The organism is Leifsonia sp. HAY1-4F, assembly GCF_056755275.1.
In genome coordinates this window covers 1-259 of record NZ_JBNDHX010000380.1, presented here as the reverse complement: position 1 = coordinate 259, position 259 = coordinate 1, and the positions used below count along the sequence as shown (strand labels likewise).

Sequence of the window (259 nt, the reverse complement as noted above, 5' to 3'; positions counted from 1 at the left end):
ATAATGTCCGTCCTGCTTCTTTACAATGGCTTCATAATCATGAATATACTGCTCATTCAGTGTAGAATTTGTCACAACATCGGAGGTGATAATTGCAGTACTCTCTGTTCTGTATTTGTTTAAAAACCAAGCATTTAAATATTGGCCTCCAATTGCATTTGCTACACCTAACGGGATTACCAATATCAGCATCCATACTTTTTTTGTAACAGCAGAAAGCAATCCGAAAATCATTAAGAGAATAATGACAGTATAAAAG

1 protein-coding gene is annotated in these 259 nt (G+C 34.7%); it reads right to left on the bottom strand.

Annotated elements, in window-relative coordinates:
* On the bottom strand, positions 1 to 259 hold a 259-nt coding region (locus tag ACPYOG_RS19890), incomplete at both ends, for a hypothetical protein (protein WP_481295838.1).